Raw genomic sequence first — 23630 nt, 5'->3', positions numbered from 1 at the left:
GAGCCTGCTCGGCGCTCAGCCCCGCTTCCGTGCGGACGCCGCCTCCGCCATCCCCGGCAGGAAGTCCGTGAACAGCTCGTGCACCTCACGGACCAGCGGCCGCAGCACCCGGAAGCGGGAGAGCGAGACGCCCCGGGTGGTGAGGCGGGCGCCGCGCTCGGCCAGCCGGCGGCTGCGCTCGCTGCCCTCCGAGCGGTCGAACACCCAGTACAGGACCAGTCCCATCTGGGAGAGCCACATCAACTCGGGGAGTATGCCGACCAGTTCGTCGGCGACCTTCGCCCTGGAGCCGGCGAGGACCTCGCGGTGGACGGAGATCGCCGCCTCGCGGGCGGGCTCCGACTCGGGGGAGAAGGGGCTGAGCGGACTCTCGGGGTCGGCGGCGTTCTTGAAGAACTGCGCCGCGAACTCGTGGTACGGAGCGGCGATGTCGAGCCACGCCAGCAGCACCCCGGTGAGCCGTACCTCCAGATCCGTCTCGCTGTCGAGCACCGGCCGGACCGCCGCGCGGTGTTCGGCGGCGATCCGGTCGTAGAAGCCCTGGACGAGGTGTTCCTTGGACGAGAAGTAGTAGTACGCGTTGCCCACGGAGACCCCGGCCTCCTGGGCGATGGCCCGCATCGTCGTCCTGTCGTACCCGCGTTCCTGGAACAGGCGCAGCGCGGTTTCGAGGATGAGCGTGCGGGTCTGCTCGCTCTTGGGCGCCTTGGCGTCCTTCTCGTCCTTCTTCTCGTCCTTCACAGGGACCGAGCCTAGTGCGACGCCGGGGGCGCTTCGCACCCCGAGGCGGCGTCGCAGGGAGCGGCGGTCAGGCGCCGGTACTTCGCCGCCGCCAGGACCGTGACCCGGGCGAAGGGAGCGCCGGACGGGGTGGCCAGCCAGTGCGCCTTGGCGCGGTGTTCGGCGAGCGCCCAGAGGCAGACGATCCAGGCGGCGGTGGACCGGTAGACCTGGCCGCCGTCCCCGATCACGGTGATCTCGTCCAGGGTGCCGGCGTGGTCGAGCCCGGGGAACCGCCGCCGCGCCTCGGGCGAGGCGGCGGGGACCAGGTCCAGCGGGACGAGCGCGCGCTGGCGCAGCAGCCAGTCGCGCAGGTGGACACAGAGCGGGCAGTTCGCGTCGTACAGCACGGTCAACCCCCGTACGGCCGCGGGTGCGTGAGAGGTGCCCATGGCCCGTCAGGCTCCGGCCGGCGGGGGCGTCGGCGCGGTCGGCGCCGTCCACGGGCCGGGTCCGCGGGTCCAGCCCTGCGGGGGGACCGGCGGGATCTGGTCACGTTCCATGATGCCGCGCCGCCGGATCCGGTTGAGCACGTAGACGTTGGCGAGGTGCATGCCGCCGAGCACCAGCAGGACGACGCCGACCTTCACGGACAGGGCCTCGAACAGCTCACGCGTGTTGCCGATGTGGTCGCCTCCCTTGAGGTAGAGCGCGACGAAGCCGAGGTTGACCAGGTAGAAGCCCACCACCAGAAGGTGGTTGACGGCTTCGGCGAGCTTCTCGTTGCCGTGCAGGACATCGGCGAGGAACACCTTTCCCGCCCGGCTGAGTGTCCAGGCGACCCAGACGGTCAGCGCTCCGCTGATCGCCAGGTAGACCACGTACGCGACCACAGTGAGGTCCATGCCCCACCCTCCTCTTGAACGTGTTCAAAAGCTCTTGTCGTGGACTGTAGCCCCAATTTTGAACATGTTCAAGACGAGCCGATCCAGCCGTTCGCGGCGAGTGTTGACATCGGTGTCACGGGGACGCGGCAACAGGAGCAGACTGGAGCGATGGCATCCGTATCCCGCGATCGGGAGGGGCACATGGAGGACGAGGAACGGCACCCCGGGCACTTGCGCCGGCGCCTTCCCCTCCGTACGGCGCAGGTCGGCCTCGCCCTCCACCACTACGGCGTGGCCGGCGCGAGCACGCGCGTGGTCCTCGTCCTGGACGCGTCGGGCTCGATGGCGGGGCTCTACAGACGGGGCGCGGTCGCCGACCTCGTGGAGCGCGTGGCCGCCGTCGCCGCGCGCCTCGACACGGAGGGCGCGATGCGGGCCTGGGCGTTCGCGTCGAACCCGGCGAGACTCCCGGACGTCGACCTGGCCGGCCTGCCCGAATGGCTGCGACTCCACGTACGCGTGGGCCAGTTCCGCCTCTTCGGGCGCCCCAGGAGGCCGCGTCGCGGGCTGCTGCCGGGCCAGACGGACATGCGGGCCGTCGGCATCCGGAACGAGGAGCACAAGGCGATCGCGGCGGTCCGCGCGTACGTACGGGAGAACCCGGCCCCGGTCCCCACCCTCGTCCTCTTCTTCTCCGACGGCGGCATCCACCGCGACCGCGAGATCGAGGCGGAACTGCGCGCGTCCGTGGAGGAGCCGCTCTTCTGGCAGTTCGTCGGCCTGGGCCACTCCGACTACGGAGTCCTGACCCGCCTGAACACCCTCCCGGGCCGCCCGCTCGACAACGCGTCCTTCTTCGCGGTGGAAGACATCACCCGCACCTCGGACGCGGAACTCTACGACCGCCTGCTCTGCGCCTTCCCCGCCTGGCTGACGGCGGCCAACCGCGCGGGCATCCTCGACTGAGCCTGTCCTTCGGCGTCCCGCAGGGTTCGTTCGGACCGAGTCCGGGACTCATCGGCGTGCGGGTCCTGCACGTGCCCCGGCCCGCGGTTGCTCGCGGGCCGGGGCACTGGGCGCCGGTGTGCGGTCGGTCAGCGTTCGAGGAGAGCGACGCGGATGGCTCGTTCGACGTGGGCGGCGGTGTTGGCGTGTCCCGCACCGTTGGGGTGGACCAGGGTGACGCGCTTCTGGATCAGACCGCAGTTCAGCACGGTGCCGGCGAGCTTGGCGGGCCAGTAGTCCTCGGCGTCGCCGCAGATTCCCTCGACCCACTTGGTGCCTGCGGGCTGGCAGGCGTCGTGGCCCACGCTGGAGGAGTAGACGTCGACGTAGCGGTCGCCGAAGAACGAGGAGACCTGCCGGATGGTGCTGTTCAGCGGCTTGAGGACGTCCTCACGGAGCCAGTCGATGTCGGCGTGCTTGATCGAGCCCAGCTCGGTGAGGGAGAGGCGGTTGCAGGCAGTGGCCTCGTCCGGCAGGACGGCCGGGTAACCGACGGTGATCACCTTGGCGTGGGGCGCGGCCTCGTGCACCTTGGCCAGCATGGCGATGTACTCGTCCTGGACCCGGCCGAGCTTGTCCTGGATGCTCTCCTCGCCCTCGGGCGGGTTGGTGTAGTACTCGCGGCAGGACTCGCCGGGCTTTGCGCCCAGTTCGAGGCACTTGAGGAGCATGCCGCCGAAGGGCAGGCTGTTGCCGCCGACGCCGACGGTGACGACGTCGGTCCGGTCGCTCAGCCTGGCCCGCTGGATCTGCGGGTCGACCGCGCTCCAGCCTCCGGCGGGGGGCTGGACCGGACTGATCGGGGTCTGCTCGGTCTCGGCGATGTTGTCGATCGTGGCGTTGCCGCAGCTGACGTTGGTCAGGTGGACGTACTTGCCCGGCGGGAACTCGTCCAGCTCCCGCTCGACGAGCCCGGGGTAGGCGTCGCTGGTGCGGTCGCAGCCGTCGCGCGACGCGTCACCGAGCGCGGGCTGCGGGTTCCCGACGAAGCCCCCGGCGGTGTACGAGTCCCCGAGGGCGGCCCACTCGTACTGATCAGCCGCACCGGCGGAGCCCGCGGGTACGAGGGCGGACGCGGCCAGGGCGAGCCCGACCGCCAGTGCTCGCGTCCTGAGTCGGGAAAAAGGGTGTCGCATGAATCCTCCAGAATCGGCAGAAGACACCCCGGAGCCGCGATGTGCCCCACGTCGGAAGGCGTCTCGCCCAAGATCATCCATGCGACCGGTCCACCGCTCGACCGAATCGGACCCATCAGACCCGATCGAGCTAAATGTCAGATCTTCACGTCGCCCGGCACGGGAGCGGCCGGCGACGGCTCGTCACATCGCGCTGATCGAGCGCGCGTACGCGATCTGGCCCATGACCGCCTGGAACGCGTGGGGGTTGTTCGCCGGGATCATCGTCGCGTGGTGGATTCCGCCGCTCGTCACCGTGACCTGGATGAAGCCCGTCGTCGTGCGTTCCTTCATCAGGAGGAAGAGCAGGCCGACCAGGCAGAGGAGGAAGAAGACGATCGCCAGGACGATGGCGTGGGCCGGGATCTTCTCCTCCGTGCGGGACAGGTCCGTCGCGTTCCACACCGCGCCGCGCAGCGGCAGCGTGCCCGACGGGGTGACGATGGAGTCGCCGATGACCGTGATGTCGCCGATCGTCACCAGCGGGGTGCCGCCGTGGGCCGGGGTGGCGGACGGCGTCATGCCCGTGCCCGGGTGCGGGTAGCCGTACGGGGGCGTGCCCTGGGGGTAGCCGTAGCCCGGGGCGGGCGGGATCTGGCCGTCGGCGAGGGTCGGCTGGGGGAAGTCGTACTCCGGTGTGCCGGGCGGCTGGCCCGGGCCCCACGTGTACTCCCCGTCCGCGTACGGATTCGGCTCGGTCATCTCGCTCCCCGTTTCCCCCGGCCCAGTTCGGCGTCGGCCGTGTCGGTCTCTGATCCTGTTCTGATCCTGGCACAGAAGAGGCCCGTTTCCGTACGGACTTCGTACGGAAACGGGCCTCTTGAAGCCGTATCGCAACGACCCTCGCGACGACCGTCGGGACGCCGTCAGAAGCGACGCGTGATCAGCGCGCGCTTGACCTCCTGGATCGCCTTCGTGACCTCGATCCCGCGCGGGCACGCGTCCGTGCAGTTGAACGTCGTACGGCAACGCCACACGCCGTCCTTGTCGTTGAGGATCTCCAGCCGCTGCTCCCCGGCCTCGTCGCGCGAGTCGAAGATGAAGCGGTGGGCGTTCACGATGGCCGCCGGGCCGAAGTACTGGCCGTCGTTCCAGAACACCGGGCAGGACGACGTGCACGCCGCGCACAGGATGCACTTGGTGGTGTCGTCGAAGCGCTCGCGGTCCTCGGCCGACTGGAGGCGCTCTCGCGTCGGCTCGTTGCCGGTCGTGACCAGGAACGGCATCACGTCGCGGTACGCCTGGAAGAACGGGTCCATGTCCACGATCAGGTCCTTGAGGACCGTCAGGCCCTTTATGGCCTCGACCGTGATCGGCTTGGACACTCCCTCCTTGTTGGGCGAGATGATGTCCTTGATCAGCGTCTTGCACGCCAGCCGGTTCTTGCCGTTGATCCGCATCGCGTCCGACCCGCAGATGCCGTGCGCGCACGAGCGGCGGAAGGTGAGCGACCCGTCCAGTTCCCACTTGATCTTGTGGAGACCGTCGAGCACCCGCTCCTTGGGGTCGATGTCGATCTGGAAGTCCTGCCAGGTCGCCTCGGCCGAGATCTCCGGGTTGAAGCGGCGGATGCGGAAGGTGACCGTGATGAGGTGCGAGGCGGCGGAGGCCGCCTCGACCCGGTCCATGGTGGCTGTGGACATCAGTACTTACGCTCCATCGGCTGGTAGCGGGTCTGGACGACCGGCTTGTAGTCGAGACGGATCGACTCGTTGCCGTCGTCGCCGACCTCGCGGTACGCCATGGTGTGGCGCATGAAGTTCACGTCGTCGCGGTTCGGGTAGTCCTCGCGGTAGTGACCGCCGCGGGACTCCTTGCGGGCGAGCGCGGAGACCGCCATCACCTCGGCCAGGTCGAGCAGGTTGCCCAGCTCGATGGCCTCCAGCAGATCCGTGTTGAAGCGCTTGCCCTTGTCCTGGATGGACACGTTCAGGTACCGCTCGCGCAGCTCGCCGATCTTCTCGACCGCCGTCTTGATCGTCTGCTCCGTACGGAACACCATGACGTTCGCGTCCATGGTCTCCTGGAGCTCCAGGCGCAGCGCGGCGACCCGCTCCTTGCCGGTGGAGTTACGGAGGTGCTCGACCCGGTTCGCGACGAACTCCGCCGGGTTCTCGGGCAGTTCGACGAAGTCGTGCTTGGCGGCGTACTCCGCGGCGGCGATGCCCGACCGCTTGCCGAACACGTTGATGTCCAGCAGGGAGTTGGTGCCGAGGCGGTTCGCGCCGTGCACCGACACGCACGCGACCTCGCCGGCCGCGTACAGACCGGGAACGACCGTCGTGTTGTCGGCGAGCACCTCGCCCTGGACGTTGGTGGGGATGCCGCCCATGGCGTAGTGCGCGGTCGGCTGGATCGGGATCGGGTCCGTGTACGGCTCGATGCCGAGGTACGTACGGGCGAACTCGGTGATGTCGGGCAGCTTGGCGTCCAGCTGCTCCGGCGGCAGGTGCGTGAGGTCGAGGTAGACGTGGTCGCCCTCGGGTCCGCAGCCGCGGCCCTCGCGGATCTCCGTGTAGATGGAGCGCGAGACGACGTCGCGCGAGGCGAGGTCCTTCATGACGGGCGCGTACTTCTCCATGAAGCGCTCGCCGTCCTTGTTGCGCAGGATGCCGCCCTCACCGCGGGCGCCCTCCGTGAGCAGGATCCCCATGCGCCAGATGCCCGTCGGGTGGAACTGGAAGAACTCCATGTCCTCCAGGGGCAGTCCGCGCCGGTAGCAGGCGGCCTGGCCGTCACCGGTCAGGGTGTGCGCGTTGGACGTCACCTTGAAGAACTTGCCGGTGCCGCCGGACGCGTAGACGACCGACTTGGCCTGGAAGATGTGGATCTCGCCGGTGGCCAGCTCGAAGGCGACCACTCCGGCGGACACCTTCACGCCGTCGACCTCGGCCATCAGCTGGTCGAGGACGTAGAACTCGTTGAAGAACTCCACCCCCTCCTTGACGCAGTTCTGGTAGAGGGTCTGGAGGATCATGTGGCCCGTACGGTCCGCGGCGTAGCAGGACCGGCGCACCGGCGCCTCGCCGTGGTTGCGGGAGTGCCCGCCGAACCGGCGCTGGTCGATGGTGCCGTCGGGCGTCCGGTTGAACGGCAGGCCCATCTTCTCCAGGTCGAGGACCGCGTCGATGGCCTCCTTCGCCAGGATCTCGGCGGCGTCCTGGTCGACCAGGTAGTCGCCGCCCTTGATCGTGTCGAAGGTGTGCCACTCCCAGTTGTCCTCCTCCACGTTGGCGAGCGCGGCGGCCATGCCGCCCTGCGCCGCGCCCGTGTGGGAGCGGGTGGGGTAGAGCTTCGTCAGGACGGCGGTACGGCTGCGCTTGGTCGACTCGATGGCCGCGCGCATACCGGCGCCACCGGCGCCGACGATGACGGTGTCGTACTTATGGATCTTCATGAGAGTCTCGTCAGCCCCGGTTTAACGGATGTTCGGGTCGAAGGTGAAGATCACCAGCGAGCCGAGGAAGATGGTGAACACCGTCGCGGTGTACAGGAGGCCCTTGAGCCACAGGCGCGTGGTCGTGCGCTCCGCGTAGTCGTTGATGACGGTGCGCAGGCCGTTCCCGCCGTGCAGCATCGCCAGCCACAGCATCAGCAGGTCCCAGATCTGCCAGAACGGGGACGCCCAGCGGCCGGCGACGAACGCGAAGCCGATCTTGGTCACCCCGCCGTCCAGGACGAGCTGGATGATCAGGTGGCCGATGACCAGGACGACCAGCACGACGCCGGACAGCCGCATGAAGAGCCACGCGGCCATCTCGAAGTTGCCGCGGGTCGCCTTCGGGGTCTTGCCGGTGCGCCGGCGCGGGGCCTCGATGAGCGGCGCCGGGTTGTCGGCGTCGTACAGGCTCGCGCCCTCGACGGGACTGATCGAGGTCGTGGTGTCAGCTGACATGGGTGGCACTCCCGAAGACTTCGCGTACGGCATGGCCGAGCACGGGATAGAGGGCGCCCACCATCAGGATCACCCAGATGCCGACGGCGGTCCAGAGCATCTGCTTCTGGTAACGGGGGCCCTTGGACCAGAAGTCCACGGCGATGACGCGCAGGCCGTTGAGCGCGTGGAAGAGAATGGCGGCCACGAGGCCGTACTCGAGCAGCGCGACGACCGGGTTCTTATAGGTGGCCACGACGTCGTCGTACGCCTCCGGGGAGACGCGGACGAGCGAGGTGTCCAGCACGTGTACGAACAGGAAGAAGAAGATGAGGACGCCGGTGACTCGATGAGCCACCCAGGACCACATTCCTTCCCGGCCGCGGTACAGCGTTCCAGCCGGCACGGAAAAACCCTCCGGGAGCAAGGATCGGGGCCGGCCGCCATCTTCTACTCAATCAAGCACAGTGGTGTCGGTCGTACCCGGCCGGGTACGGTCCACCGGCCCCGGCCATCGTAGCGACGTATTTTCCGTGTCCTCGCCCGGGGTCCACAGGTGTGATCAAACACCCATTCAAACCGCCACGGACGGGCTATCGGGGCAGGCGGATTTATTGGATACTGTATGCACATTCTCGCTGGATTCCCGGGGCCGGGCGATCAGTGCGGCAATTCGGGACCGTACGAGCCGGCGCAATTCGTCCGCCGACACGGCCCGTTCGTGGTCGGGGTCGTGGGACAGGCGCGTACGGATCCCGCTCAGCACCTGGTCGAGGCGCTCCTCGGGGGCGTATCCGTCGAGGCTGATCACGAACGCGTGTCCGAAGCTGCTCTCGTACGCGGCGTGCGCGGCGCGCAGGGCGGTGCGGGCGGCCGGGGGCGCGCTGTGGAGCGGGCCGGGGGACGACTCGGCGGCGAGCGCCTCCGTCAGGTCGGCGTGCGAGAGGTCGTAACTGGCCTCGTCGGCCGCCGCGAACAGGGCGTCGAGGTCCGGGTAGGGGCGGTGGGCGGCGAGCCGCTGGGCCCACCGGCGGTTTCCGCAGCAGGTGAGCAGGGCGGCTTCGGCGTCACCGGCCGGGGCGGCGTTGAACCGGTGGAGGTTGTCGCGGGGGCCGGCGTGGGATGCGCTGGACAGCGTGGGCTCCTCGAACGCGGCCTGGAGGCGGGCGGCCTGACGGCGGGCGTGTGAGCGGAGGTGAGGGCGGGCGGGGGAGACGGCTGGGGAGACGCCTCCGGAGGTACGGGTCGTAGAGGTAGACGTCCGAAAGGGCGCGGTGGTTGTGCGGGAGGGGCGTGAAGTGGAAGTGGGGGATGTGCCCCCACGCTATCGACGGCCGGTGCGAAGAGTGGGACGGATGCGCGATTTTCACTCGGAAGGAAGAGTTTCGACGCGCGTGATGGACGGCGCCGTGGGACCTTCGGCTTAGATCTGGCCAAAGCGGGAGGTTTTCGGATGATACGGATAGCGCGAATGGCGCGGTTCGCGCGGTCTTCCGCGTCGGCCCGGTCGGCCTCGTCGGCCCGGTCGGCGCGGTCGGCGCTTCTGGCGCGGAGGTCGCGCGGCGCCCTCGCGGCCGGCGTGGCGGTCTCGGTCGCCGCCGTCACCGTGGCGGGCTGCGGCTCCGGAAGCTCGGGCTCCGGGTCGTCGTCCGGGGCCCGTACGCCGTCGGCGTCGGCGCCCTCCCCGTCCGCCGCGTCCTCTTCCTCGTCCGTGGAACGCACCTCCGCCAGCTCGACGCCCCCGCCGTCCCCCTCCCGTACGTTCGCGCTCTCCTCGGCGCCCCGCGTCATCCCCTCCGTCCGGACGCACGAAGCGGCCCGCGGCCCCGGCTGGCGGCCCGGCGCGAAGAGCGGGGTGGTCATCGCCAAAGGCCGCGCGAGCGCCGGACTGGCCGACGAGGGCCGCCTGATCGCCCAGGAACTCAAGATCGGCTACCGGGGCGCGGTCGCCGCCCGCTCCGGCGACGTCGTCCTCACCGTGTCCGGCAAGGGCGCGGCGGAGTCGTACACCGCGACCGTACGGAACAACCAGGTCCGGATCACCGGCCCCGGCCAGGCCGGCGTCTTCTACGGCACCCGCACCCTCAAGCAGTCGGTCCGCGCGAGCGGCGCGATGCCGGAGGGGGTCGTACGGGACCGGCCCGACCGCGCCCAGCGGGGGCTGAACGTCGACATCGCGCGGAAGTTCTACACCGTGGACTGGATCGAGGCCCGGCTGCGCGAGATGGCGGACCTCAAGCTCAACCAGCTGGGCCTGCACTTCTCGGACGACCAGGGCTTCCGGATCGCGTCCACCACGCACCCCGAGATCGTCTCCGCGCAACATCTGACCAAGGGTCAGGTCCAGCGGATCCTCGACCTCGCGGCCCGGCTGCACATCACGGTCGTCCCGGAGATCGACAACCCGGGCCACCTCGGCGCGGTGATCGCCCCGCACCCCTCGCTCCAGCTGCGCAACGTCAACGGCTCGGCCCCGCGCGGGGCGATCGACATCGCGCAGACCGCGTCCGCGCGGATCATCGACGACCTGCTGCGGGAGTACGCCGGGCTCTTCAAGGGGAAGATCTGGAACCTCGGCGCCGACGAATACCCGGCGCTGATGGTCTCGAACCCCCAGGCGTCCTTCCCGGATCTGGCCACCGCCGCCCGGAAGCGGTTCGGCGCGAAGGCGCGGGTCCAGGACCTGACGACCGGCTGGACGAACGACCGGGCCGCCGTGATGGCCCCCTTCAAGCGCACCCTGCGGGTGTGGAACGACGGCATCTTCAGCGGCGGAGTCGTCCAGGCGGACCCGGATCTGGAGGTCCAGTACTGGACGGGCCGCGAGGCCGGCGCGCGCCCGCCGCTCGACTATCTGAACACCGGGCGCAAGCTCGTCAACTTCAACGACGAGTACCTCTATTACGTGCTGGGCCAGCCGAACAACTTCGTCTATCCGACGGGCCAGCGGATCTACGAGGAGTGGACGCCGTTCGTCCTGCGGGGCACGACGGCGGTGCCGGCGCGGTTCTCGAAGCAGATCCTGGGCGGACTGCTGGCGATCTGGGGCGACTTCCCCAACGCGCAGACGCAGGACCAGGTGGCGCGGGGCATCAGGCTGCCGCTGAACGCGGTGGCGCAGAAGGTGTGGAACCCGGCGCGGCCGTCGCTGAGCTGGACCGGTTTCAAGACGTTGGCGGGCCAGGTGGGCACGGGCTGAGGGGGCGGCGGCCGGCGACCGGCTTGATTCGTACGGCGCCGAATCGTTCCTCCACCGAACACCCCCTCAAAGGGACCGCACATAACGGCACTTACACTCAGGAAGCTCCGACTCCCGCCGAACCAGAGTGACGTATTCCAGCCGCACGACGCAGTACTGTGCAGCAGTGGTCAGTACCGCGTCCACGACGGGAGACGTACATGAGCCTGGTGAAGCTGATCGCACAAGCCGATGAGCGTGCCCTGGCCGCGAGCGGGCTCGCCTGCCTCGACCGGTGTCTCCCCCTGCTCGCCGAGGAGCCGGACACCCTGCGACCGCTGTGGGCGGGCATCGTGAGCGGCGAGGGCGACTGGTCCGCGCGCCTGGCCGAGACCAGGGACGTCCTGGATCAGGCCCTCGACGCCGGGGCCACGCCGAACGTCGCCACCGTGCTCGTACGGACCATGCTCGGCTCCGCGCCCTCGGACTGGGGCATCGATTCGCTGCGCGCCTGGGCCGACACCTGCTCCGTGGTCGCGCTGGAGATCCACCAGCGCTTCGACGTGGTGGGCGAGAGCGTGAGCGCCGCCGCCGAGGAACGCCTGGCCCGCTGCCGCGAGGACGGCACAGGCGCGGACGGCGAGGGTACGGACCCGGCCCTCGACGGCGTCGGCCCCCTCGTCGCGGGCGAACTGCGCCGCCAGATCCGCATCCTGGAGATCCTCGCCGACACCACGGACCCGGCGGCCCTGCGCCACGTCATGGACCTCTCGACGGAGGGCCAACGCGTCCTCCGCGCGGTCGTCTCCCGCAGGGCCAGATCCCGCGGCTGACGCGGTCCCGCCGTCGGCTGGTCAGGTCTGGGGCGGGGCGCAGGCGTTGGTGTGCCGCTGTCCGTTCTCGATCCGCGCGACCGGGGCGCCGGCGAGCCGTCCCAGGACGGCGCGCAGCGCGTTCCGGGACGCCGGGTCCAGGTCGGCGAGCAGGTTGTTCTCGATCGCCTCGACCTCGTCGCGTGCCGCGTCGACGACGCGCCGGCCCGTGTCAGTCACCTCGACGATACGGGCCCGCCGGTCCGCGGGGTCGGGGCGGCGCCGGACCAGTCCGGCCGCTTCCAGTTCGTCGAGGACGAGGACGAGCTTGCTCTTGTCGACCGAGACGGCCTGGGCGAGGGCGAGCTGGCTCCTGGTGGGCGCGTCGGCGATCGCCATCAGCACCGTGTAGCCCCACAGGGTCATCCCGTGCTCACGCACGACCGCGGTCTCCGCGGTGGCGAGCCCCTGCTTGAGCCGGGCGAACAGCCAGTGGAGATCGCTCCGGAGCAGGCTGCCCGGAGCCTGGTCGTCGGCGGGAGAGGTGAGCGGCATACCCGCAGAATAGCAAAGGGCCGAAATCATCTTGACTTGAGATTATCTGCGAATAGTCTGGTCTCGATCTCGGATCATCTTGCCTGGAAGGTGGTCCTCAGCGATCGCGGCGGCGCCTACGGACCCGGCACCCCTCGGGCCGCCGCACTGGACGCGGTCAAGGCGCTGGCCACCCGGCTCCCCGACGAGGTCCACGCCGCCTGAGGCCCCGCCGCCCGAGGTCCCCGGACCGGGCCCCCGCCGCTCCCCGTACTTCCCACGAGAGGACACCCCACACGATGGACACCGCACTCAAGGACCGTGTGGTCCTGGTCACCGGCGCTTCGAAGGGCATCGGCGCCGCGACCGCTCGCGCGTTCGGCCAAGAAGGCGCCCGGGTCGCCATCACCTACCGCGACAGCCCAGAAAAGGCCGAGAAGGTCGCCTCCGAGATCGAGAGCGCCGGCGGAAAGGCGCTCGTGGTCCGGCTCGACCTGGAGGACCTGCGTACCGTCGAGGAGGCAGCCAACACCGTCATCGAGCGGTGGGGCGGGATCGATGTGCTCGTCGCCAACGCCGTGCGCTGGGGCGGGGACGGGCCCCCGGACCCTAGCGTCCGTTTCGAGGACGTGCCGCTGAACGAGTGGCAGGCCATGATCAGTGCCAACCTCATCGGAGCCGCCGCCCAGGTGCGCGCCGTCCTGCCGAGCATGCGCTCGCGCGGCTGGGGCCGGATCGTGCTGATCTCCTCCAGCGTCGCCGAGGAGGGCCTGCCCGGCCCCGGTCCGTACGGTACGGCCAAGTCCGGCCTCTACGGTCTCGCGCGCAGCCTCGCCTGGGAGGCGGGCCGGGACGGCATCCTCGTCAACGTGGTCGCCCCCGGGTTCACCCTCACCGACAGCCGCCCGCCCATTCCCACGTTCATCACCGACAAGCTCGCCGCCGGCACGCCCACGCGCCGTCTCTCCGACGCGGACGACGTCGCCAGGCTGGTGCTGTTCCTGGGCTCGGGAGCCAACGGGAACCTCACGGGCGAGGTGGTCCGTGACGGGTCCTCCGCCGCGCGGGCGCCCCACGTCGGTCCCTGACACGGCACACCGGTACGGGGTCCCGCTCGCCCGGGGCCGTGGGGCGGCCGGTTCGGAAACGTCGGGGCGGGTGGCCGGAAGCGCGCCTCGGCACCGGAACGACGACCGGGGCCGCCACCCCCCACAGGAGAGGCCCCGGCCGTCGTCCGCGGAGCCGCAGCACGGCCCCGTACTCCTACCAGCGCCATGGGTGCGTTTTCTGTCACACCGCATATCGCCAGGAAGTTGTTGCAGGTTGTACAAGTTATGGACGTGGGCCCCGGGCAGGCCGTAGCGTGCCGCACAGCGTGGGTCGACGCGGTGATGACCGGCCGCGATTTCAGGACAGGTTGTGGGAGTGCTGGGGGACGACGCGGAGCTGACCACCGCGGTGCTCGCGGCACAGGACGGGGACGAGAACGCGTTCCGTACTGTGTACCGCGCCGTGCACCCGCGGTTGCTGGGCTACATACGCACGCTCGTCGGCGATCTCGACGCCGAGGACGTGACCTCCGAGGCCTGGCTCCAGATCGCCCGCGACCTCGACCGTTTCGACGGGGACGCCGACCGGTTCCGCGGCTGGGCCGCCAGGATCGCCCGTAACCGCGCCCTCGACCACATCCGGATGCGTGGCCGCCGGCCCGCCGTCGGCGGGGACGAGACGGAGCTGACCGGGCAGGCCGCCGAGTCGGACACCGCGGACGAGGCGATGGAGGCCCTGTCCACCGGCCGGACGATGGCCCTCATCGCCCAGCTTCCCCAGGACCAGGCCGAGGCCGTGGTGTTGCGGGTGGTGGTCGGGCTCGACGCGAAGAGCGCCGCCCTGACCCTCGGCAAGCGGCCCGGAGCCGTACGGACCGCCGCGCACCGCGGGCTCAAGCGGCTCGCCGAGCTGCTGGGCGCCGAGGAGGCCGACGGCCTCGACGAGTGGGTCGGGTACGGCCGGGGCGACGGGGGTGGCGGGGCCGGTGCGAGTGGTGCGGTCGGTGGGCGGCGGGTCGAAGCCGTCGCAGAAAACGCTTACCCCCGGAGCGGTGGCGCGGCCGACGGCGCGATCGGTGCCGCCACCCGTACGGCCGGGCGCGGCGCCGCAGGTCAGAGCGCGGGGCTCGGCAGCGTACCGCCGCAGCGCGGCAAACGAACGGGAGCCGCGGCGTCCGCGGGTGTGACGCATTCGCGCCTGCGGACGCTGAAAGACATGTGATGGCCGACGGGCGTGACCAGTGGCTCGACAAGGACGTGGCGGAAAGACTCCTGCGCGGTGAGCGGGTGGACGCGGTCGACGGCCTCGACGGGGTCAGAGCGAAACGGCTTTCCGACGTCCTGCGGGACATGGCGGACGTCACGTACGCAAACGATGCCGAACTTCCCGGCGAGGCGGCCGCGCTGGCCGCGTACCGCCGGGCCGCCGCGGCGCGCGCGGGCGGCTCCGGCGCGGTGGGTTCGCGGGCCGGCGCGCACGCCGGTTCGCCGGAGCCGCGGGCCGGATCACAGGGACCGCGCGCCGGTTCGCCGCCCGGCCCCGTTCCGGTCCTCGGGGCCGACACGTCCCCCGGGGCCGAGGCGTGCCTCGGGAGCGCGGCGGTCCAGGATCTGCCGGGGCCGACGGTACGGCTGGCTCCCGCGACCGGCCCCGTACGCGCGGTGCGGTACGGCGGCCCCCTGCGGATGAGCCTCGTCGCGACCCTCGCCGCCTGCGCCCTGGGCGGGATGGCCCTGGTGGACGGCGGGGGCGTACCGCACGCCGGTCCCGGCAGCGGTCAGAGCTGGGACCGGACGGAATCGGAAGCGGAGCCCGCGCGGTCGCCCCACCCGCCCGCCTCCGGCCGGCCCGAAGGCGCCGGCACCATGGGCGGCGGCTCCGGCCCGGCCACCCCAGACGCCTCGGTGTCCCGAGGCTCCGCCACCGCCGAGGCGGAGGGCGAGAGCACCCACGGCGGCGACGGCGCGGACGAACCGATCGGCCCGGTGGGCAAGCACCGCGACTGGTCCGCCGGAGCCCCGCGCGTCAAGGGCTCCACCTGGTACAGCAGGACGGTGGCCGCCTGCCTCGCCTACCGCGACGGCGAGATCGACCAGGCGCTCAAAGAACAGCTGGACCGCGCCGCCAAGAACCCCGCCCAGGCCCGGCGCTTCTGCGACTGGCTGCTGGAGGTCAAGGCCACGAGGGACGGCGGCGGCAAGGGGACGGGCGGCGGCACGATCGGCGACGGTACGGGGGGAGGGGGCGGGGAAGGGAACGGCAGCGGTGGTCCCGTCGGCGGTACGCCCGGTGAGCCCACCGTCCACCCGTACGAACCTCACATCCCCCCGCACCCACCGACGTTGGGCACCGGCTCGACCACCCCGCCGGCGGAGACTCCCGACGCACCCGGGACGCCCGACGCACCCGGGACACCCGACACACCCGGGACGTCCGCGGACCCGTCCCCCACCCCTACCCCCACACCTTCGGAGACGCCGGACCCTTCCGAACAGCTCTGACCTGCGCGTTCTCCTGATCAGCGATCAGGTGTGACGTTTTCGCGCGCCCCGGCGCAGTACTAGATGAGCCGACTGGTCATCGGCCGCGCAACGAGCCGGGGTTCCCCCCGTACCTTCGGCTCAGCGCATCGGCGCGGGCGGGACACGTTCCCCCGGTCCCGCCCGCGCCACTCTTTTTGCGCCTGAGCCGGCGCCGCTTTCGCGGATGTGGTGCTGGGGGTGGGGGGTGCTCAATTGATGGTCGCGGTCACTACCGACCGCTGGGTGGGGCTACCAGTAGATGACTACCTTGTCGCCCGTTTTTACTTCGGCGAAGAGGGTTGCGATTTTCTGCTCGTCCCGGACGTTGACGCAGCCGTGTGACGCGCCCGTGTAGCCCCTAGCCGCGAAGTCCGCCGAGTAGTGGACCGCCTGGCCGCCGCTGAAGAACATCGCGTACGGCATCGCCGTGTCGTACAGCGTCGAGACGTGGTGCCGGGACTTCCAGTAGACCGTGAACGTGCCCTCGCGCGTCGGGGTGTACTCCGAACCGAAACGCACATCCATCGAGGACACCCGCTTGCCGTCGACCATCCACGACAGCGTGCGGCTGTTCTTGCTGATGCACAGCACCCGCCCCTTCAGGCACCGGGGATCCGGCGCCGCGACCGGCCGTTCCGTCGGCGGCCACAGTTCGTCGCGGGTCGGCTTCTCCGTCATCCCGAGGAGTTTTTCCCACGTGACGCTGTCCGTCGTGCCCGTACGAGCCAGTCCGCGCTTGCCCTGGAACGACGCGACGGCCGTCGCGGTCAGCGTGCCGTAGTAACCCGTCGGTGTGCGGTCGAAGTGGCCGATCTGCCGCAGCCTCGCCTGGAGTTCGCGCACCTGGTCGCTCTCGGCTCCGCTCGCCATCACCGTCCTCGGCTTCGCCACGCCGGGCGAAGGGGTACGGGCGGAGGACGGCGGACGCGCGGGGGCGGAGGCGGACGGCGGCACGGAACCGGAAGGCGATACGGAACCGGAAGGGGACCGCTCCCCGGTCGGCAGGGCCGCGGGGTTCTTCGACGGCCTGGGTGGCGCGGAGGGTGACGGCGTACCGGATCCGGATCCGGGCGGGGCGACCGCCGCCGCGCCGCTGCCCCCCGACTTGCCGTCGGCCCCGGCCGTCCCGCCGTCGGCCGGCCGCACCGTACAGCCGACACCCACGGCCAGCACGGCCGCCGCCGCGAGCCCGCCGCGCAGTGCGGAGGTCCTGAGCATCTTCGCTCCCTTGTCTCTCCCGCCGAGTCATGAACTCCAGTGGCAACTCCCCGGAAAGAAACCGCTTCACACCCGGCGCGGCTCCTGACCCCACGGAAGATTCCGGGCATGTCGGGCCCGGATGTCTCCCCGCCGGCGTCGATCATGGGCGCAGGCAGCACGGACAGACACCGGCCCATACGGACAACAGAGGCCCCGGACATGGCACCCGACCCCCACCCTCATCCGGACACCGCCCGCCTCACCGAGAGCGGTCTCCCCCTCCACCCCGTCTACGGCCCCGCCGCCCTCGACGGCTGGGACCCCGGCTCCAAGCTCGGCGCGCCCGGCTCGTACCCCTTCACCCGGGGCATCCGCCCGACGATGTACACCGGCCGCCCCTGGACGATGCGCCAGTACGCCGGGTTCGGCACCGCCGCCGAGTCCAACGCGCGCTACCGGCAGCTCATCGCGCACGGCACGACCGGCCTGTCCGTCGCCTTCGATCTGCCGACCCAGATGGGCCACGACAGCGACGCGCCCCTGGCGGGCGGTGAGGTCGGGAAGGTCGGGGTCGCCGTCGACTCCGTGGACGACATGCGGGTGCTGTTCGACGGCATTCCCCTCGACCAGGTCTCCACCTCGATGACGATCAACGCACCCGCCGCGCTGTTGCTGCTGATGTACCAGCTCGTCGCCGCGGAAAAGGGAATTCCGGGAAGCGCCCTGACGGGCACGATCCAGAACGACGTGCTCAAGGAATACATCGCCCGCGGCACCTATATCTTTCCGCCGGAACCGTCCCTGCGGCTGGTCGCGGACATCTTCACGTACTGCCGTGCGGAAATGCCCCGGTGGAACACCATCTCGATCTCCGGCTACCACATGGCGGAGGCCGGCGCCTCGCCCGTGCAGGAGATCGCGTTCACCCTCGCCGACGGCATCGCGTACGTACGGACCGCTCTCGCCGCCGGAATGGACATCGACGAGGTCGCGCCCCGGCTCTCGTTCTTCTTCGTCGCGCGGACGACGCTGCTCGAAGAGGTCGCCAAGTTCCGGGCCGCCCGGCGGATCTGGGCGCGGATCACGCGCGACGAGTTCGGCGCGAAGGACCCCAAGTCGCAGATGCTCCGCTTCCACACCCAGACGGCCGGGGTCCAACTGACCGCGCAGCAGCCGGAGATCAATCTGGTACGGGTCACCGTCCAGGGCCTCGCGGCGGTCCTCGGCGGCACCCAGTCCCTCCACACGAACGCGTACGACGAGGCCATCGGCCTCCCCACCGAGCGCGCCGCGCGCCTCGCGCTCCGTACCCAGCAGGTACTCGCGTACGAGACGGACCTCACCGCGACCGTCGATCCCTTCGCCGGCTCGTACGCCGTGGAGGCGATGACGGACGAGGTGGAGGCGGCGGTGGTGGCGCTGATGACCCGTGTCGAGGATCTGGGCGGGGCGGTCGGGGCCGTCGAACGCGGCTTCCAGAAGGCGGAGATCGAGCGCAGCGCGTACGACGTGGCCCGGCGGACCGAGAGCGGCGAGCGGGTCGTGGTGGGGGTCAACCGCCACACCCTGGACCCGGACGCGGACGAGACGCCGTACGAACCCCTGCGCGTCGACCCGGAGATCGAGGCCCGGCAGGCGGCGCGGCTGGCGCGGCTGCGCGCGGAACGCGACGGCGCGGCCGTGGCGGTGGCCCTCGCCGACCTGCGGCGCGCGGCGGCCGGCACGGACAACGTGCTGTACCCGATGAGGGAGGCCCTGAGGGCGCGCGCGACGGTGGGCGAGGTGTGCGGGGCGCTGCGGGAGGTGTGGGGGACGTACGTGCCGACCGACGCCTTCTGAGATTCGCCTTCCGTGATTTCCCTTCCGTGATTCGCCTTCCGACCCGGAAGGCGCGGACGCCGCGAACCCGGATGCGTGGGTACGAACAGGTCTGCGAGACTCGCGCCCATGTTGGGTGTCACGGATCTGCCGACCTACCTCGTCGGCCTTGTGCTGATCGTCCTGCTGCCAGGACCGAATTCGCTGTACGTCCTCTCCGTCGCGGCCCGGCGCGGGGTCCGCGTCGGATACCGGGCGGCGATGGGGGTCTGGTGCGGCGACACCGTGCTCATGGTGCTGTCGGCGGCGGGGGTCGCCTCGCTGCTCCAGGGCAACCCGCTGCTCTTCGGGATCGTGAAGTACGCGGGCGCCGGGTACCTGACGTGGCTGGCGGTCGGAATGCTGCGGGCGGCCCGGTCATTGTGGAAGAGCCGCCACGAGCGGGTGGGTGAGGGAGTCGCGGACGGGACGAGCGCCGCCGGTACGGCCCCGGAGGCGGTGGAGCGGCCGTACCGCAGGGCCCTGCTGATCAGCCTGTTCAACCCCAAGGCGATCCTCTTCTTCATCTCCTTCTTCGTGCAGTTCGTCGACCCCGGTTACGCGCACCCGGCCCTCTCGTTCGTCCTGCTGGGCGTCCTCGCGAACCTCGCCAGCGCGCTCTACCTCTCGGCCCTGATCTTCGGCGGCACGCGGCTCGCCGCCGCCTTCCGCCGCCGCAAGCGCCTCTCGGCGGGCGCGACGACCGCCGCGGGCGCCCTGTTCCTGGGCTTCGCCGTCAAGCTGTCGATGAGCGGTGTCTAGCCTCCGCGCAGCACTATTCCCACTCCGGATCGTCTCGTTTCCCGCGTCGACGGCCCCAGTTCACCCAAGGGTCGTCCAGGTTTCCTAACGTGACGCCGACCCGCCATCTGTCAGCGGGACAGCAGACGCTTGGAGCAGGATGACAATGGCCCGCAACAGATGGCCGAGGGTGCGCAGCTCGGAGACCCCGGTCGTCGCACCCGACGGCACCGCAGACCAGGCCCGGATCAGGCCGACCGAGCTGGACGAGTGCCTCCGTGCCTGCGCCGTCCACAGCGGCAAGCTCGTCGCCGGCCTCGACCGGCGGCGCGTGGAGCTCGCCGAGAAGCTCCGGCACGCGCTCGCCACGCACGCCCTCGCGGAGTCCGGCGGCACGCCCGCTCGCGCCTCCTCGGCCGGCAGCGCCGCCGCGGCCCTGCTCCGCCGGGGCACCAGCGCCGTCGGCGTCTCGGGCCCGGCCCTCGGCGGGGACCTGCTCGACGCGCTGCTCGCCGTCGGCAACAAGGCGCTGGAGTGCAAGTACGACGACGAGCTGAAGCTCGCCCTCCTCATCAGCGACACCGTGCTGACCGCGCGCAAGAACTCGCGCGCCGGATGGCGCCTGCGCGCCAGGACGCTGGAGGCGCTCGGCAACGAGTCCGCCGCCATCGAGGCGTACGACCGCTACCTCGCGCTCACCGACGAGGACGGGTTCGGCGTCGCGACCAGGAACGCGGGCCTGCGCGCCGGCCGCCAGTACCAGGCGGAGCTCCTGGCACAGCTGAAGAGCGAACGCCCCCGGTCCGCGCTGTACTCGCACGGCCAGCCCACCGACACCTGGGCCGAGGGCCTGGTCCTGCACGACCGCGGCGAGTGGGAGCAGGCCGAGCTGCGGCTCATCGGCGCCCTGCTCACCATGGCCGGTGACGGCACCCCCGTACCGGACATCCAGGACGCCATCGCGCACTACCTCGACCTGCGGATCTCGGTGAACGGCGGGGACGCCTCCGAGCTGCGCGACCTCGTCGGCCTCTACGCCGAACAGCGCAGGAACCGCATGCGCGGCCCGGTCGCCGACCCCACCTACGGCGGTGTCGAGTGGCTGAGCCTCGGTGAGTTCCGCAACCAGATCGCCGGCAAGTCCATCTGCCTGATCGCCAACTCCCAGAGCGTGGGCCGCGGTTCGATCGGCCGGGAGATCGACGACTACGACCTGGTCGTCCGCTTCAACTCGTACAAGATCGACGCCCCGGCCACCGGCAAGCGCACCGACATCCACGTCTCGATCCACAAGCACAGCTTCAACTGGGACCAGAAGGTCACCACGCGGCTGATCTTCGGCGGGATCTCGGGCGACTGGAAGCACTCCGTGCGCAACCGCCTGGTCCCCGGCGCGCAGACCTACCTGGGCGACGAGTCGCTGCGCTGGCCGCTGCGCAACATCGGCCAGATCGGCGCGAGCGTCTGGCCGTCCATCCCCACCAGCGGCTTCAACATGCTCTGGCTGCTGGACTTCCTGGACGTCAGCCCGCGCCTGGACCTGATCGGCTTCGACTTCTACGAGAGCGGGGCGTACCGGCTCCAGGAGGCGATGCGCATGCCCATCACCTCCGTGCACGAGTACACCACCGAGAAGGCGTGGGTCATGGAGCGTGCCCAGAGCGTGAACGACACGAGGATATCCCTGCGATGACCACCACCACCTTCTCCGGCGTGGCCCCGGCCGACACCTCCACCAACGCGCTGACCGGCAAGCGCCGTATCGCCTTCGCCAGCTTCGTCGACGAGAACTACCTGCCCGGCTTCCTGGTGCTGCTGCGCAGCCTCGCGCTCTCCAACCCGGGCCTGTGCGAGGACTTCATCGTCCTGCACGACGGGCTGCGCCCCGCCTCGGTCGCCAAGATCCGCGCGCTGCACCCGCGGATCGACCTGCGCCGCGTCGACGCCGAGCGGTACGAGTCGTACGCCAAGGGCGACCAGGACAACTACCTGGTGCGCAAGGCGTACTTCATCCTCGACGTGTTCCGCATCCGGGACTACGACACCGTGATCACCCTGGACACCGACATGGTCGTCCTCGGTGAGCTGGGCGACCTGCTGAAGCTGCGCGACGGGCTCGCCGCCGTACCGCAGTTCTTCTACGGGCAGCACAAGCTCAACAGTGGCCTCCTGGTCATCCAGAAGGAGTACCTGAGCGACGAGTTCTGCGCCCGGATCGACGCCACGGGCCGCTCGGGCGACTACGAGCTGGACAAGCACGACCAGGGCATCCTCAACGCCGTCCTGGACGGGGACTTCGTCCAGCTCGACGCCCGCTTCAACTTCGTGAAGCGCCGCCTCTCGGGCGACAAGGAAGTCCCCGAGGACACCGCGATCCTGCACTTCACGGGCCGGCACAAGCCCTGGCAGGGCGGCGAGGCCGGGTACAGCAAGGGCGAGGACCGCTGGCGCGAGTACGTCATGTCCGACGCCGACTTCCACGCGGCGTACATGTCCGGCGGCGGCACCACCCACCACGACCTGCTGGTGCACTACGGCACCCCGCACGTCGCGCGCACCGGCGACGTGGACAGCGCCCGCCGGGTCGCCCTCGCGCACATCGGCGCGGGCGAGTTCGAGGACGCGGTACGGGTGCTGTCCTCCGTCCACATCCCCGTCGACTCCTCCTGGCCGCACGAGGTGTACGGCCACGCGCTGATGAGCGTGTCCCGGTACGAGGAGGCCGAGGCGCAGCTGCTGCTCGCCACCTCCGCCCCCAACCGGGCGGCGACCGCCTTCTCCCGGCTGGCCCAGATCGCCTGGATCCACAACGACGACGCCACCGCGCGCGACTACGCGATGGAGGGGCTGCGGGTCGACCCGACCCACCGGGCGAACCGGCTGATGCGGATCCGTACGTCCGCGGTGCCCGCCCAGCGCGAGGGCGCGCCCGAGGACCAGCTGGCCCACGTGGCGTTCTACATGCCCCAGCAGGGCAACGCGGGCGACAAGCTGCTGCCCGAGTCGGTACGCCTCACCTTCGGCGAGGACACCGGCAACCGCCGCTGGCACTCGGTCCACGCCCACCGGCTCCTTGACGAGGAGGCGCTGGAGCGGGTCAACGCCCGGCGCGGGCTGGTCATCGGCGGCGGCGGCCTCTTCATCCCGGACACCGCGCCCAACGGCAACAGCGGCTGGCAGTGGAACGTACCGGACGAGCGGCTGAACCGGATCGACGTCCCGATCGTCGTGTACGCGGTCGGCTTCAACGCCTTCGACGGCCAGTCCTACCGGGCCGCGCGCTTCCACTCCAGCGTGCGCCAGCTTGTCGAGCGCTCGGCCTTCTTTGGGCTCCGCAACCACGGCTCGATCGAGAAGGTCAGGGCGCTGCTGCCGCCCGAGCTCCAGGACAAGGTGCGCTTCCAGCCCTGCCCGACGACGGTCACCCGCCAGCTGGTCCAGGGCTGGACCGACCCCGCCGTGCGCGAGAACACGATCCTGATCAACGCCGCGTACGACCGGGCCGGTCTGCGCTTCGGCCACGACTACGCGCACTTCCTGGCGGAGATGGCGAAGGCGATCAAGGCGCTGGGCGCGTACGCCGAGGTGCAGTGCGTGGCGCACTCGCTGGACGACGAGAAGATCGCGTTCGACCTGCGGCGCCAGCACGGCATCTCGCTGCCGGTGATCCCGATGTACGACTTCGAGAACGACGAGATCAGGGACCTGTACGCGCGGACGAAGCTGGTCATCGGGATGCGCGGCCACGCCGGCATGATCCCGTTCGGCTGCGGGACGCCGATCATCAGCCTGATCTCGCACCCGAAGATGACGTACTTCCTGTCGGACATCGGGCGCCCCGAGTGGGGCGTGTCCGTGCACGACAAGAACCTCGGCGCGGTGCTGACCGAGCGGGCCGTGGGGCTGCTGAACGACCACGCCGCGTCGGTCGCGGACGTGCACGCCCGGCAGCAGGAGCTGTGGAAGATCACCCAGGCGAACGCCTCCGACCTGCGGGTCATCCTGGGAGCGTGACGGCGGCGGGCGCCGGGCGGACCGTGTGAACGGCCCGCCCGGCGCCCGGAGTTGTTCCCTG

Annotated in this window: 22 protein-coding genes and 1 pseudogene; 11 read left to right on the top strand and 12 right to left on the bottom strand. The window is 70.6% G+C overall.

Going from position 1 to position 23630, the window contains the following annotated elements:
- Positions 1 to 15: 15 nt before the first annotated feature.
- From ACIODU_RS20770 to ACIODU_RS20760, 3 genes are read right to left on the bottom strand one after another with little or no spacing between them, the layout of a single operon-like run.
- Complete coding sequence (locus ACIODU_RS20770; protein WP_401769343.1) at positions 16 to 741, bottom strand: TetR/AcrR family transcriptional regulator; 726 nt, start codon at positions 739 to 741, stop codon at positions 16 to 18.
- 11 nt (positions 742 to 752) lie between these two features.
- Complete coding sequence (locus ACIODU_RS20765; RefSeq protein ID WP_356423958.1) at positions 753 to 1172, bottom strand: DCC1-like thiol-disulfide oxidoreductase family protein; 420 nt, start codon at positions 1170 to 1172, stop codon at positions 753 to 755.
- Positions 1173 to 1178: 6 nt separating this feature from the next.
- On the bottom strand, positions 1179 to 1625 hold the full coding sequence (locus ACIODU_RS20760) for a hypothetical protein (RefSeq protein WP_356423955.1): 447 nt from the start codon (positions 1623 to 1625) through the stop codon (positions 1179 to 1181).
- Between the two features lie 192 nt (positions 1626 to 1817).
- Between ACIODU_RS20760 and ACIODU_RS20755 the strand changes: the two are divergent.
- Positions 1818 to 2573, top strand: a pseudogene (locus ACIODU_RS20755) (vWA domain-containing protein); the annotation flags it as partial.
- A gap of 128 nt (positions 2574 to 2701) precedes the next feature.
- Here the strand turns inward: ACIODU_RS20755 and ACIODU_RS20750 are convergent.
- The 7 genes from ACIODU_RS20750 to ACIODU_RS20720 form a co-directional block, all read right to left on the bottom strand.
- A complete protein-coding gene (locus ACIODU_RS20750; RefSeq protein ID WP_401769340.1) occupies positions 2702 to 3748 on the bottom strand; it encodes an SGNH/GDSL hydrolase family protein in 1047 nt (348 codons plus the stop codon).
- Between the two features lie 183 nt (positions 3749 to 3931).
- Positions 3932 to 4489 (bottom strand): hypothetical protein, encoded by a 558-nt coding sequence (locus ACIODU_RS20745; RefSeq protein WP_356423949.1) that lies wholly within the window; start codon positions 4487 to 4489, stop codon positions 3932 to 3934.
- A 164-nt stretch (positions 4490 to 4653) separates the two neighbouring features.
- Complete coding sequence (locus ACIODU_RS20740; protein WP_356423946.1) at positions 4654 to 5430, bottom strand: succinate dehydrogenase iron-sulfur subunit; 777 nt, start codon at positions 5428 to 5430, stop codon at positions 4654 to 4656.
- Positions 5430 to 7184 carry a succinate dehydrogenase flavoprotein subunit gene (gene sdhA / locus ACIODU_RS20735; RefSeq protein ID WP_356423943.1) on the bottom strand — a complete coding sequence of 585 codons (1755 nt, stop codon included), beginning with the start codon at positions 7182 to 7184 and terminating at the stop codon, positions 5430 to 5432. Before sdhA ends, ACIODU_RS20740 begins: the two co-directional genes overlap by 1 nt.
- 21 nt (positions 7185 to 7205) lie before the next feature.
- Positions 7206 to 7682, bottom strand: a complete 477-nt coding sequence (locus ACIODU_RS20730) for a succinate dehydrogenase hydrophobic membrane anchor subunit (RefSeq protein ID WP_356423940.1) — start codon at positions 7680 to 7682, stop codon at positions 7206 to 7208.
- Positions 7672 to 8067, bottom strand: coding sequence for a succinate dehydrogenase, cytochrome b556 subunit (sdhC, locus tag ACIODU_RS20725; RefSeq protein ID WP_401769336.1), 396 nt, complete (start codon positions 8065 to 8067; stop codon positions 7672 to 7674). Before sdhC ends, ACIODU_RS20730 begins: the two co-directional genes overlap by 11 nt.
- A gap of 168 nt (positions 8068 to 8235) precedes the next feature.
- A complete protein-coding gene (locus ACIODU_RS20720; RefSeq protein ID WP_401769519.1) occupies positions 8236 to 8715 on the bottom strand; it encodes a 2-oxo-4-hydroxy-4-carboxy-5-ureidoimidazoline decarboxylase in 480 nt (159 codons plus the stop codon).
- A gap of 417 nt (positions 8716 to 9132) precedes the next feature.
- Here ACIODU_RS20720 and ACIODU_RS20715 point away from each other — a divergent pair, with 417 nt between their 5' ends.
- Positions 9133 to 10860, top strand: a complete 1728-nt coding sequence (locus ACIODU_RS20715) for a glycoside hydrolase family 20 protein (RefSeq protein ID WP_401769334.1) — start codon at positions 9133 to 9135, stop codon at positions 10858 to 10860.
- 200 nt (positions 10861 to 11060) lie between these two features.
- Positions 11061 to 11672, top strand: coding sequence for a hypothetical protein (locus tag ACIODU_RS20710; RefSeq protein WP_401769332.1), 612 nt, complete (start codon positions 11061 to 11063; stop codon positions 11670 to 11672).
- A gap of 21 nt (positions 11673 to 11693) precedes the next feature.
- Here the strand turns inward: ACIODU_RS20710 and ACIODU_RS20705 are convergent, their stop codons facing one another.
- Complete coding sequence (locus tag ACIODU_RS20705) at positions 11694 to 12206, bottom strand: MarR family winged helix-turn-helix transcriptional regulator (protein ID WP_401769330.1); 513 nt, start codon at positions 12204 to 12206, stop codon at positions 11694 to 11696.
- A gap of 36 nt (positions 12207 to 12242) precedes the next feature.
- On the opposite strand from ACIODU_RS20705, the gene ACIODU_RS20700 reads away from it, so the two are divergent.
- The 4 genes from ACIODU_RS20700 (at position 12243) to ACIODU_RS20685 (ending at position 15736) form a co-directional block, all read left to right on the top strand.
- Positions 12243 to 12410, top strand: a complete 168-nt coding sequence (locus ACIODU_RS20700) for a hypothetical protein (RefSeq protein WP_401769328.1) — start codon at positions 12243 to 12245, stop codon at positions 12408 to 12410.
- 74 nt (positions 12411 to 12484) lie between these two features.
- On the top strand, positions 12485 to 13273 hold the full coding sequence (locus ACIODU_RS20695) for an SDR family NAD(P)-dependent oxidoreductase (RefSeq protein ID WP_401769326.1): 789 nt from the start codon (positions 12485 to 12487) through the stop codon (positions 13271 to 13273).
- Positions 13274 to 13610: 337 nt separating this feature from the next.
- Complete coding sequence (locus tag ACIODU_RS20690; RefSeq protein ID WP_401769518.1) at positions 13611 to 14456, top strand: RNA polymerase sigma factor; 846 nt, start codon at positions 13611 to 13613, stop codon at positions 14454 to 14456.
- Positions 14456 to 15736, top strand: coding sequence for a hypothetical protein (locus tag ACIODU_RS20685; protein ID WP_401769324.1), 1281 nt, complete (start codon positions 14456 to 14458; stop codon positions 15734 to 15736). Before ACIODU_RS20690 ends, ACIODU_RS20685 begins: the two co-directional genes overlap by 1 nt.
- A gap of 270 nt (positions 15737 to 16006) precedes the next feature.
- Here ACIODU_RS20685 and ACIODU_RS20680 read toward each other — a convergent pair whose 3' ends face one another.
- Positions 16007 to 16975 (bottom strand): L,D-transpeptidase family protein, encoded by a 969-nt coding sequence (locus tag ACIODU_RS20680; protein ID WP_401769322.1) that lies wholly within the window; start codon positions 16973 to 16975, stop codon positions 16007 to 16009.
- Between the two features lie 201 nt (positions 16976 to 17176).
- On the opposite strand from ACIODU_RS20680, the gene ACIODU_RS20675 reads away from it, so the two are divergent.
- From ACIODU_RS20675 to ACIODU_RS20660, 4 genes are all read left to right on the top strand, one after another.
- Positions 17177 to 18796, top strand: coding sequence for a methylmalonyl-CoA mutase (locus ACIODU_RS20675; RefSeq protein ID WP_401769320.1), 1620 nt, complete (start codon positions 17177 to 17179; stop codon positions 18794 to 18796).
- Between the two features lie 108 nt (positions 18797 to 18904).
- Positions 18905 to 19576 carry a leucine efflux protein LeuE gene (gene leuE / locus ACIODU_RS20670; protein WP_401769319.1) on the top strand — a complete coding sequence of 224 codons (672 nt, stop codon included), beginning with the start codon at positions 18905 to 18907 and terminating at the stop codon, positions 19574 to 19576.
- Positions 19577 to 19721: 145 nt separating this feature from the next.
- Positions 19722 to 21248 carry a hypothetical protein gene (locus ACIODU_RS20665; RefSeq protein ID WP_356423915.1) on the top strand — a complete coding sequence of 509 codons (1527 nt, stop codon included), beginning with the start codon at positions 19722 to 19724 and terminating at the stop codon, positions 21246 to 21248.
- On the top strand, positions 21245 to 23569 hold the full coding sequence (locus ACIODU_RS20660; protein ID WP_401769318.1) for a glycosyltransferase: 2325 nt from the start codon (positions 21245 to 21247) through the stop codon (positions 23567 to 23569). The genes ACIODU_RS20665 and ACIODU_RS20660 overlap by 4 nt, the downstream gene beginning before the upstream one ends.
- The last annotated feature ends 61 nt before the right edge of the window (positions 23570 to 23630 follow it).

This window comes from Streptomyces sp. NPDC088261, from assembly GCF_044740805.1.
Lineage (GTDB): Bacteria > Actinomycetota > Actinomycetes > Streptomycetales > Streptomycetaceae > Streptomyces.
Note: the sequence above shows the minus strand (reverse complement) of the source record. Positions and strands in the feature narration are given on the sequence as shown.

Coding starts and splice junctions, on each gene's coding strand:
- ACIODU_RS20765 (WP_356423958.1), bottom strand. CDS start 1,172: ATGGGCACCTCTCACGCACCCGCGGCCGTACGGGGGTTGACCGTGCTG.
- ACIODU_RS20760 (WP_356423955.1), bottom strand. CDS start 1,625: ATGGACCTCACTGTGGTCGCGTACGTGGTCTACCTGGCGATCAGCGGA.
- ACIODU_RS20750 (WP_401769340.1), bottom strand. CDS start 3,748: ATGCGACACCCTTTTTCCCGACTCAGGACGCGAGCACTGGCGGTCGGG.
- ACIODU_RS20745 (WP_356423949.1), bottom strand. CDS start 4,489: ATGACCGAGCCGAATCCGTACGCGGACGGGGAGTACACGTGGGGCCCG.
- ACIODU_RS20740 (WP_356423946.1), bottom strand. CDS start 5,430: ATGTCCACAGCCACCATGGACCGGGTCGAGGCGGCCTCCGCCGCCTCG.
- sdhA (WP_356423943.1), bottom strand. CDS start 7,184: ATGAAGATCCATAAGTACGACACCGTCATCGTCGGCGCCGGTGGCGCC.
- ACIODU_RS20730 (WP_356423940.1), bottom strand. CDS start 7,682: ATGTCAGCTGACACCACGACCTCGATCAGTCCCGTCGAGGGCGCGAGC.
- ACIODU_RS20715 (WP_401769334.1), top strand. CDS start 9,133: ATGGCGCGGTTCGCGCGGTCTTCCGCGTCGGCCCGGTCGGCCTCGTCG.
- ACIODU_RS20710 (WP_401769332.1), top strand. CDS start 11,061: ATGAGCCTGGTGAAGCTGATCGCACAAGCCGATGAGCGTGCCCTGGCC.
- ACIODU_RS20705 (WP_401769330.1), bottom strand. CDS start 12,206: ATGCCGCTCACCTCTCCCGCCGACGACCAGGCTCCGGGCAGCCTGCTC.
- ACIODU_RS20695 (WP_401769326.1), top strand. CDS start 12,485: ATGGACACCGCACTCAAGGACCGTGTGGTCCTGGTCACCGGCGCTTCG.
- ACIODU_RS20685 (WP_401769324.1), top strand. CDS start 14,456: ATGGCCGACGGGCGTGACCAGTGGCTCGACAAGGACGTGGCGGAAAGA.
- ACIODU_RS20680 (WP_401769322.1), bottom strand. CDS start 16,975: ATGCTCAGGACCTCCGCACTGCGCGGCGGGCTCGCGGCGGCGGCCGTG.
- ACIODU_RS20675 (WP_401769320.1), top strand. CDS start 17,177: ATGGCACCCGACCCCCACCCTCATCCGGACACCGCCCGCCTCACCGAG.
- leuE (WP_401769319.1), top strand. CDS start 18,905: ATGTTGGGTGTCACGGATCTGCCGACCTACCTCGTCGGCCTTGTGCTG.
- ACIODU_RS20665 (WP_356423915.1), top strand. CDS start 19,722: ATGGCCCGCAACAGATGGCCGAGGGTGCGCAGCTCGGAGACCCCGGTC.
- ACIODU_RS20660 (WP_401769318.1), top strand. CDS start 21,245: ATGACCACCACCACCTTCTCCGGCGTGGCCCCGGCCGACACCTCCACC.